The organism is Ramlibacter sp., assembly GCF_035706265.1.
In the GTDB taxonomy this organism is placed as follows: Bacteria; Pseudomonadota; Gammaproteobacteria; order Burkholderiales; family Burkholderiaceae_C; genus Ramlibacter.
The window spans coordinates 1-9422 of sequence record NZ_DASSVG010000280.1; the positions used below are offsets into that span (position 1 = coordinate 1).

The window sequence follows — 9422 nt, forward strand, 5'->3', positions numbered from 1 at the left end:
ACTCGCCCTCGATTTGAGCCGAATGGGTCTCGTCTTCGTCCACCTGATCGCCTGCTGCGTCACACTCGGCCTCGTGCTGAAGAGCGACTACGCGCTTCTCAAAGGCATGCTCGCCGAAGGCCGCGCCTCGGAGCGCGCGCATCTGCAGGACATGCAGGAACTGCAGTCCGTCGTGACCGACGCGCTGATCGTCCTGTGGGCCACCGGCATCGCGCTGGTCCCCTTCGACGCCACCCTCAAGGGCGGCGGCTGGAACTACTTCGCCAACCCCAAGATCCAGGCCAAGATCGCCGTCGTGTGCCTGCTGACGCTCAACGGCCTGGCGCTCCACAACTTCGTGCTGCCCTGGCTGCGCAAGGCCGGATCGGTGCTGAAGCTGTCGTTCGGCAAGGGCCTGCTGGCCACCTTCGCCGGCACCGTCTCGGGCGTCTCCTGGCTCTACGCCGCGATGTTCGGGGTCGGCCGGCCGCTGTCGTGGAAGTTCCCGCTCGAGGAACTGGTGGCGCCCTATCCCGTGCTGATCGCGGCCGGCTTCACCTGCATGACGGCCCTGTTCGTCTGGTGCAAGTACCGGCCGGCGCGCGGTGCCTCCCTGCGCCTGCCGCCCGCGTTCGCACCCGCCCATTGAAGCCGGGGCGCGTGGCGCGCTTCGCGCGGGCCACCGCCCGCCTGCCCGGGGCGCTGCCGACCAGCGCCCCGGGGTGCGATCAGCAGCCCGCCGCCTTCGCCTTGCGCCGCCACGCATGCAGCAGCGGCTCCGTGTACCCGCTCGGTTGCTCCTTGGCATGGAACACCAGGTCCAGCGCCGCGCGGTACGCGAAGGAGGTGTCCCAGCGGCCCGCCATGGGCTTGTAGAGCGGATCGCCCGCGTTCTGCCGGTCCACCACCGCCGCCATGCGCTGGAAGGTCTCGCGCACCTGCTTCTCGCTGACCACGCCGTGCAGCAGCCAGTTGCAGATGTGCTGGCTGGAGATGCGCAGCGTGGCGCGGTCTTCCATCAGGCCCACGTTGTGGATGTCCGGCACCTTGGAGCAGCCCACGCCTTGCTCCACCCACCGCACCACGTAGCCCAGGATGCCCTGCGCGTTGTTGTCCAATTCCTGCTGGCGCTCCTCGGCGCTCCAGTTGGCGTTGGTGGCCACCGGCACCGTGAGCAGGTCCGTGATCAGCTGCTCGCGCTCGGCCTCGTAGTCGATCTGCTCCATCTCCCGCTGCACCGCGGCCACGTCCACCATGTGGTAGTGCAGCGCGTGCAGGGTGGCAGCCGTGGGCGACGGCACCCAGGCGGTGTTGGCGCCGGCGCGCGGATGCGCGATCTTCTGTTCCAGCATCGCGGCCATCAGGTCGGGCATGGCCCACATGCCCTTGCCGATCTGGGCCCGCCCGCGCAGGCCGCAGGCCAGGCCCACCAGCACGTTGTGGCGCTCGTAGGCGCGGATCCAGGCGCTGGACTTCATGTCGCCCTTGCGGATCATCGGGCCGGCATAGGTGCCGGTGTACATCTCGTCGCCGGTGCGATCGAGGAAGCCGGTGTTGATGAAGGCCACCCGCTCCGAGGCCGCGGCGATGCAGGCGCGCAGGTTCAGGCTGGTGCGGCGTTCCTCGTCCATGATGCCCAGCTTCACCGTGTATTCGGGCAGGCCGAGCAGCTGCTCCACGTGGCCGAACAGGTCGCAGGCGAAGGCCACTTCGGTCGGCCCGTGCATCTTGGGCTTGACGATGTAGACCGAGCCGGTGCGCGAGTTGCGCAGGCCGTCGCCTTCGCGCTTCTTCAGGTCCACCATCGAGATCGCGGTGGTGATCACCGCGTCCATGATCCCTTCGTAGATCTCCTGGCCGTCCTTCCACAGGATCGCCGGGTTGGTCATGAGGTGGCCCACGTTGCGCACGAACAGCAGCGAGCGGCCATGCAGGCGCACCTCGCCGTCGCCCGTGGGAGTGCGGTAGACGCGGTCGGCGTTGAGGCCGCGCGTGAAGGTGCGCCCGCCCTTGGTGACGTCCTCGGTCAGCGTGCCCTGCAGGATGCGCAGCCAGTTGCGGTAGCCGTGCACCTTGTCGGCGGCATCCACGGCGGCGATCGAATCCTCCAGGTCCATGATGGTGGACAGGGCCGCCTCCACGATCACGTCGGCCACGCCGGCCGCATCGGTGCTGCCGATGGCATGCTGGCGGTCGATCACGATCTCCAGGTGCAGCCGGTTGTTCTCCAGCAGCACGGCGGACGGCGCGGCCGGCTCGCCCTTGAAGCCGGCGAACTTCGCCGGGTCCTTCAGGCCGGAAGAGCGTCCGCCCTTCAGCTGCACCAGCAGCTGCCCGCCTTGCACCGTGTACGCCGTGGCATCGGCATGCGAGCCGGAGGCCAGCGGCGCCGCCAGGTCCAGCAGCTCGCGGGCGCGCGCGATCACCTTCGCGCCGCGCACCTCGTTGTAGCCGGGGCCCTTCTCGGCGCCGCCGGTTTCCGGGATCGCGTCGGTGCCGTAGAGGGCGTCGTACAGCGAGCCCCAGCGTGCGTTGGCGGCGTTGAGCGCATAGCGGGCGTTCAGGATCGGCACCACCAGCTGCGGGCCAGCCTGCAGCGCGAGCTCCGCGTCCACGTTCTCGGTGTGGGCGCGGGCGCCGCGCGCCGGCGTGGCCAGGTAGCCGATCTTCTCCAGGAAGCCGCGGTAGGCCGCCATGTCGCGGATCGGGCCGGGGTTGGCCTGGTGCCAGGCGTCGATCTGGGCGTGCTGGCGGTCGCGTTCTTCCAGCAGCGCCTTGTTGCGGGGCGACAGGGCGTGCACGATCGAATCGAAGCCGAGCCAGAACTGCGCCCGGTCCACGCCGATGGCGGGCAGCATCTCGTCGTCGATGAATCGCAGCAGCTCGTTGTCCACGTGCAAGCCGTGGATGGTGGTGCGGTCGGTCATGGCGTCTCTCCGGGAAGTTGGGAATCGAAAAAGGTGAGCACGTCGTCGAGCGAGGTGCCGGAGCGCGTGGGCTGGGTGCCCAGCTCCTCGAAAGGCAGGCCGTAGCGGTTCACCCAGAGCGTGCGGTAGCCGAACCAGGTCGCAGCCAGCGCGTCCCAGGCGTTGCAGCTGACGAAGAGGATCTGGCCGGCGGCCCTCTTGACCGCCTGCACGCCGAGGCGGTAGGCCTCGGGGTGGGTCTTGTACCGGCGCACGCTGTCCACGCTGATCACGTGGTCCAGCAGGCCTTCGAGGCCGGCGCTGCGCACCGCGATGCCCAGCATCTCGGGGTCGCCGTTGCTCAGGATGCCGGTGGTGATGCCGCGCGTGCGCAGCACCTGCAGCACCTCGCGGTTCTCGGGGAAGGCCGAGAGGTGGCGGTATTCGTTCATCAGCTGGTGCTCGCGCTCGGGCGTGAGCGCCAGGCCCAGGCGCTTGCAGGCGTAGCGCAGGCCCGCGAGCGTCAGCTCCCAGAAGGGGCGGTAGTGCGCGCCATCGTCGCTGGTGGTGACCAGGCGCGTGTACTCGATCTGCTTGTCGCGCCAGAGGATGGACAGCGCCTCGCCGCGTCCGGGAAAGAGTTGTTCCGCGAGCAGCCCCACGCTGTAGACATCGAACAGCGTGCCATAGGCATCGAACAGTACCGCCTTGGGTTGATCCATGGCGGTACTGTATTACGTACGTCCAGCGTCAGCAGTGACGTTGAAGTAGGTTGATCCGTGACTTCAATGCAGTTAATCCATCCCGGAACCCGAAGCCACGTTTCGTCATGCGAATTCTGGCGCGATCAGAACCCGAACACCCGCTGCGCGTTGCTGCCGCGGATGGCGCGCATCTGGGCCTCCGGCAGCGCCGCCGTGTTCGCAAACGCCCCCTTGGTGTCGTGCACCCAGTGCGGCCAGTCGGTGCCGAACATCACGTGCTCGGCGCCGACGATCTCGATCAGGTACTTCAGCGGCCGCAGGTCGTAGGTGATGCTGTCGTAGTAGATGTGGCGCAGGTAGTCGGTGGGCTTGCGCTTCATCTGCCGGCGCGACGCGAGCTCCACCTCGTCGCCCTTCTCGAACCGGCCCACCAGGTAGGGCAGGGTGCCGCCGCCGTGCGAGGCGATGATCTTGAGATCGGGATACTGGTCGAAGAAGCCCTCGAAGATCATGCGCGTGATCGCCAGCGTGGTGTCGAACATGAAGCCGACCGACCACGACAGGTCGAACTTGGTCATGTCCATGAAGTCCACCCCGGGCGGGTCGGTGGGATGCACCAGCACCGGCAGCTTGCGCTGGTCGATCGCCTTCCAGACGGGGGCGAACATCGGGTCGGTGAGGCTCTTGCCGGCCACGTTGGCCAGCACCATCACGCCCACGGCACCGTTGGCGCAGGCGCGCTCCAGCTCCTCCACGGCCCGCTGCGGATACTCCCAGGGCAGCGAGGCGAACCAGCGGATGCGGTCGGGGTAGCGCGATTGCGCCGCGGCCACGTTGTCGTTGGCCTCGCGCGCCGCCAGCACGCTGATCTCCTCGCCGCCCCAGTACACGTTGGGGCAGGTGAGCGAGACCACCGAGACGTCGATCTTCGCCGCGTTCATGTGCTCGATGCGCAGCTCCCAGTCGAAGTGGCCCTTCTGCGGGATCACCACCGGCGTGTTGCCGCGGAACACCTCGCGCTGCCCGTCGGGGCGGGTCTGCACGTTGTAGATGCCGCTCTTCTCCTGCAGCAGCTGCAGCCACTTGTGCGTGAACATGTGGGTGTGGACGTCGATCACCGTCATCGGAACTCCTGTGCGAAAAGGGGAATGCGGGCTCAGTGCGACAGCACCTGGCCCAGGAAGGTCTGCAGCCGCGCGCTGCGCGGGCGCTCGAAGAAATCGGCCGGGGCGGCGATCTCGATCACCTGGCCTTCGTCCATGAACACCACGCGGTCCGCCACGCGGCGCGCGAAGCCCATCTCGTGGGTGACGATCATCATCGTCATGCCCTCGCCGGCCAGGCTCTCCATGGTCTGCAGCACCTCGTTGACCATCTCGGGGTCGAGCGAGGCGGTGGGCTCGTCGAACAGCACCACCTGCGGCCGCGTGCAGAGCGCGCGGGCGATCGCCACGCGCTGCTGCTGGCCGCCGGAAAGCTGCGCCGGATAGCGCTGCGCCAGGTGCGCCAGGCCCACGCGCTGCAGGTAGTGCATGGCGCGCTCGTTCGCTTCGCGGCGCGACACGCCGGCGCCCCACACGGGGCCGACGGTGCAGTTCTGCAGCGCCGTCATGTGCGGGAACAGGTTGAACTGCTGGAACACCATGCCCACCCGGCGGTTGACGGCCAGCCGGGCCGCGCGCGTGATCTCGTCGGCCCGCAGGGTGATGCCGCACACCTCCAGCTGGCCTTGCTGGAAGGGCTCCAGCAGGTTCACGGTGCGGACCAGCGTCGACTTGCCGGAACCCGACGGGCCGCAGATGACGATGCGTTCGCCGGGCGCGACCTGCAGGTCGATGTCGCGCAGCGCATGGTAGGCGCCATACCACTTGTTGACGCCGGCGAGGCGCACCACGGGCGCGGCGGCGGAGAGATCGGAAGGCACTGCGTTCATGGGGAAGGGGCGCCGCCGGCGTGCACCGATTCGAGCCGGCGGCTGTAGCGCGAGAGGCCGTAGCAGACGGCGAGATAGACCAGGGCGAGGAACACCTGGCCGGAGGTGAGGATGTTGGACTCGCCGTTCCACTCGGGCGACTTGGCGCCGTTCTCGATCGCGCCGAGCAGGTCGTTCAGCCCGATCACCGACAGCAGGGTCGTCTCCTTGATCACGGCGATCAGGATGTTGACCAGCGCCGGCACCACGGCGCGCACCGCCTGCGGCAGCACGATCAGGCGCAGCGCCGCGAAGTCGCCCAGGCCCACGCTGGTGGCGGCCTCGCGCTGGCCGGCGCCCACGGTCTGCAGCCCGCCGCGGAACACCTCGGCGGCCATGGCGGCGTTGAAGAGGGCGAAGGCGACCAGGGCGCGCGTGAACAGGTCGATGTTCCACCCCGGCGGCAGGAACATGGGCAGCAGGGTGGCGGCGATGAACAGCACTGCCAGCAGCGGCACGCTGCGCATGCTCTCGACGAAGCCGGCGCACAGCCAGCGCACCACCGGCAGCCGCGAGTTGCGTCCCAGCGCCAGCGCGAGGCCGAGCGGCAGCGCGGTCGCGAAGGTCACCAGCGTGCAGGCCAGCGTGAGCAGCAGCCCGCCCCATTGGGTCGGCGGCACCGCAGCCAGCGGCCCGCCGCCCGCCAGCAGCGCGATCAGCAGCACGGGCAGCAGCACGAAACCCCACAGCACCGGCGTGGGCGAGGCGGTCGAAGGCCGGCGCACCGCCCAGATCCAGAAGGCGGCGAACAGGGCGAAGCCGGTCCAGGGGCGCCACAACTGCGCATCGGGATAAGGGCCCACCACCCAGGTCTTCCAGCGGGCCAGCACGAAGGCCCAGCAAGCCCCTTCGCTGCCGGGGCAGGCCTCGCTGCTGGTGCCGCGCCAGTGCGCGTTCACGAGCGCCCATTGCAGGAAGTGCCAGCCCGCGAGCAGCAACAGCGCCGCGAGCAGCAGCGACAGCAGGCCGGCGCCGCGGCTCGGGAACCAGACCTCGCGCCAGCGCGTGCGCGCGGGCAGCAGCCGCACCGGGGGCGGCCGCGGCGGCAAGGGGAGGGCGCGCAGGAATCCGTCCATGGTTTCAGCGTGCCTGCCGCCGCAGCAGGCGCCGGTTGGCGAGGTTGACGGCCAGCGCGATCAGCAGGTTGATCGCCGCATAGAGCGTCACCACCAGCGCCATCGCTTCCAGCGCCTGGCTGGTCTGGCTGAGGATGGTTCCTCCGACGATCTGCATGATGTCCGGATAGCCGATGGCCGCCGCCAGCGAGGAGGCCTTGGCCAGCGACTGGTACTGGCCCGCGGCGGGCGGCAGCGCGAGCCGCAGCGCCTGCGGCAGCACCACCAGCAGCGCCGCGCGCGTGCCGCTCAGGCCCACGGCCGCGGCCGCCTCGGACTGGCCGCGCGGCACGGACTGGATGCCGGCGCGGAAGATCTCGGCCAGGAAGGCGCTGTTGTAGATCGCGAGCCCCAGCGTGAGCGCCAGCAGCTCGGGCAGCAGCGCGATGCCGCCGCTCACGTTGAAGCCCTCGGCCACCGGCCGCTCCAGCGCCAGCCCCGCATCGCCCCAGTGCAGGCGCGGCAGGAACAGGCCGCGGTTATTGAGCAGGATGTCGCCGAACTGCAGGCTGTCGGCCACGCCCGGCAGCAGCGCGATCGCCGAGAAGTACCAGAAGAAGATCTGCAGCAGCAGCGGGATGTTGCGGAACACCTCGACCCAGGCCGTGCAGGCGCCGCGCACCAGGGCCTGCGCCGCCAGGCGCCCGAAAGCCACCGGCACCGCGATCAGCGTGCCCAGCAGGGCCGACAGCGCCACCACCAGCAGCGTGTTGAGCGTGGCGACCGCCACCGCCCGCAGGTAGGTGGAGCCTTCGCCGAAGGGAATGGGCGTCTGCGCGATCTCGAAGCCGGCCTGCACCTGCAGGAACTGGAAGCCGCTCGCGATGTGCAGCTGGCGCAGGTTGTGCAGGAAGTTCGCCAGCCCGGACCAGGCGAGCCAGGCCACGACGGCCAGCAGGAGCGCCTGGCCGGCGTAGCCCGGCAGCCGTTCGCGCAGAACGGCGCGGGACATCTTCATCGGCGAATCAGCGCACCGGCACGGACATCATCAGCCCGCCGTTGGCCACCAGGGCATTGCGGCCGCGGTCCAGGCGCAGCGGCGTCTTCGGCCCGACGTTGCGGTCCCAGATCTCGCCGTAGTTGCCCACCGCCTTGATCGCCTTGTAGGCGTAGTCGTTGTCCACGCCGAGCTTGGTGCCGAAGTCGCCGGTGACGCCCAGCAGGCGCTGCACGTCGGGGCTGGTCGACTTGAGCATCGCGTCCACGTTGCCCTGGTTGATGCCCAGCTCCTCGGCCGCCACCAGCGCGTTGAGCGTGAAGCGCACCAGCGCCTCCCAGCGCGGCTGGCCCTGGGCCACGATGGGGCCGATCGGCTCGTTGGAGACCGTCTCGGCCAGCACCTTGAATTCGTCGCGGTTCGGCAGCTTGGCCAGGCGCGCGGCCAGGCCCGAGCGGTCGTTGATCGCGGCGTCGCAGCGCTTGGCCACGAAGGCGTCCCAGGCCTGCTCCTGCGAGGCGAAGGTCACGATCTTGTACTTCAGCTTGCGGGCGCGGAAGTAGTCGGCCACGATCAGCTCGGAGGTGCTGCCCTGCGCCGTGCAGATGGTGGCGTTGTTCAGGTCCGAGACCTTGTTGGCGCGCGACTTGGTGGTGACGGCAAAACCCTGGCCGTCGAAGAACATCACCTTGGGGAACTTCAGCCCGCCGACGTCGCGGCTCTGGGTCCAGGTGAAGCGGTGCGTCAGCACGTCCACCGCGCCCGAGGGCAGGCTCGCGAAGGCGGTCTTCAGGTCCATCGGCTGCAGCTGGATCTTGCTGTCGTCGCCCAGCGTGGCCGCGGCGATGGCGCGGCACAGGTCGATGTCGAAGCCGGTGCGCTTGCCGCTGTTGTCCTCCGCCGAGAAGCCGGGGGCGGCCAGCGTCACGCCGCACTTGACCGCGCCGCGGCCCTTGACGTCGTCCAGGACGTCGGCGCTGGCAGGCTGGGCCAGCGCCGCGAAGGCGACCAGGGCCAGGCAGGCCTGGGCGACCGTGGCGGGGCGGAAGGTGGGGCGCATTGTCTTGTCTCCGTAACGTAACTCTTGAGTGCGCGACAGTGTAGCGGCTGGTCCCACGGCGCCGCATCGGGGCAGACCCCGGCGCAGTCCGCGGGGGACGCGACAATCGGGGCATGTCCCCTGAAGTCCTGATCAGCGAGGTCGGTCCGCGCGACGGCCTCCAGTCGGTCGCAGCCACGATGCCGACGGCGCACAAGCGGCGCTGGATCGACGCCTTGCACGCGGCCGGCCTGCGCGAAATCGAAGTGGCCTCCTTCGTCCCCGCGAAGCTGCTGCCGCAGATGGCCGATGCCGCGGAAGTGGTGGCGCATGCGCTCACCAAGCCGGGGTGGACCGTGATGGCGCTGGTCCCCAACCGCAAGGGCGCCGAGGCGGCACTGCAGGCCGGCGTGCACAAGCTCACGCTTCCCGTCTCCGCGAGCGCCGCGCACTCGCAGGCCAACGTGCGCAAGTCGCCGCTGGAAATGGTGGAGGAAGTGCGCGCCGTGCTGGCGCTGCGCGACGCGCTCGCGCCGCACGCCAAGGTGGAAGCCGGCATCTCCACCGCCTTCGGCTGCACGCTGCAGGGCGAAGTGCCCGAGGACGACGTGATCCGGCTGGCCGTGGCGCTGGCCGAAGCGGGCGTCGACGACGTGGGCCTCTCCGACACCACCGGCATGGCGAATCCGGCCCAGGTGCGGCGGCTGTTCGAGCGCCTGGCGGCCGAGATCGGCGCCAAGGCCGGCGCGGCCCACATGCACAACACGCGC

The 9422-nt window shown here is 69.7% G+C and carries 9 protein-coding genes; 2 read left to right on the forward strand and 7 right to left on the reverse strand.

The features are described from left to right. Positions 1-628, forward strand: a 628-nt coding sequence (locus VFM98_RS10345) for a hypothetical protein (RefSeq protein WP_325109842.1), incomplete at its 5' end; no start/stop codon positions are given. A 79-nt stretch (positions 629-707) separates the two neighbouring features. On the opposite strand, the gene VFM98_RS10350 is transcribed toward VFM98_RS10345, so the two are convergent. From VFM98_RS10350 to VFM98_RS10380, 7 genes are all read right to left on the reverse strand, one after another. Next, a complete protein-coding gene (locus VFM98_RS10350; RefSeq protein WP_325109843.1) occupies positions 708-2906 on the reverse strand; it encodes a malate synthase G in 2199 nt (732 codons plus the stop codon). After that, a complete protein-coding gene (locus VFM98_RS10355) occupies positions 2903-3607 on the reverse strand; it encodes a haloacid dehalogenase type II (RefSeq protein WP_325109844.1) in 705 nt (234 codons plus the stop codon). Before VFM98_RS10355 ends, VFM98_RS10350 begins: the two co-directional genes overlap by 4 nt. Before the next feature lie 125 nt (positions 3608-3732). Then, entirely contained in the window at positions 3733-4713 is a 981-nt protein-coding gene (locus tag VFM98_RS10360) for an amidohydrolase family protein (RefSeq protein WP_325109845.1), read from the reverse strand. A gap of 32 nt (positions 4714-4745) precedes the next feature. Then, positions 4746-5522, reverse strand: a complete 777-nt coding sequence (locus VFM98_RS10365; protein WP_325109846.1) for an amino acid ABC transporter ATP-binding protein — start codon at positions 5520-5522, stop codon at positions 4746-4748. Then, positions 5519-6637, reverse strand: coding sequence for an amino acid ABC transporter permease (locus VFM98_RS10370; RefSeq protein WP_325109847.1), 1119 nt, complete (start codon positions 6635-6637; stop codon positions 5519-5521). Before VFM98_RS10370 ends, VFM98_RS10365 begins: the two co-directional genes overlap by 4 nt. 4 nt (positions 6638-6641) lie before the next feature. After that, positions 6642-7634 carry an ABC transporter permease subunit gene (locus VFM98_RS10375; protein WP_325109848.1) on the reverse strand — a complete coding sequence of 331 codons (993 nt, stop codon included), beginning with the start codon at positions 7632-7634 and terminating at the stop codon, positions 6642-6644. Between the two features lie 7 nt (positions 7635-7641). Further along, a complete protein-coding gene (locus VFM98_RS10380) occupies positions 7642-8673 on the reverse strand; it encodes an amino acid ABC transporter substrate-binding protein (RefSeq protein ID WP_325109849.1) in 1032 nt (343 codons plus the stop codon). Positions 8674-8786: 113 nt separating this feature from the next. Here VFM98_RS10380 and VFM98_RS10385 point away from each other — a divergent pair. After that, positions 8787-9422, forward strand: a 636-nt coding sequence (locus VFM98_RS10385; protein ID WP_325109850.1) for a hydroxymethylglutaryl-CoA lyase, incomplete at its 3' end; no start/stop codon positions are given.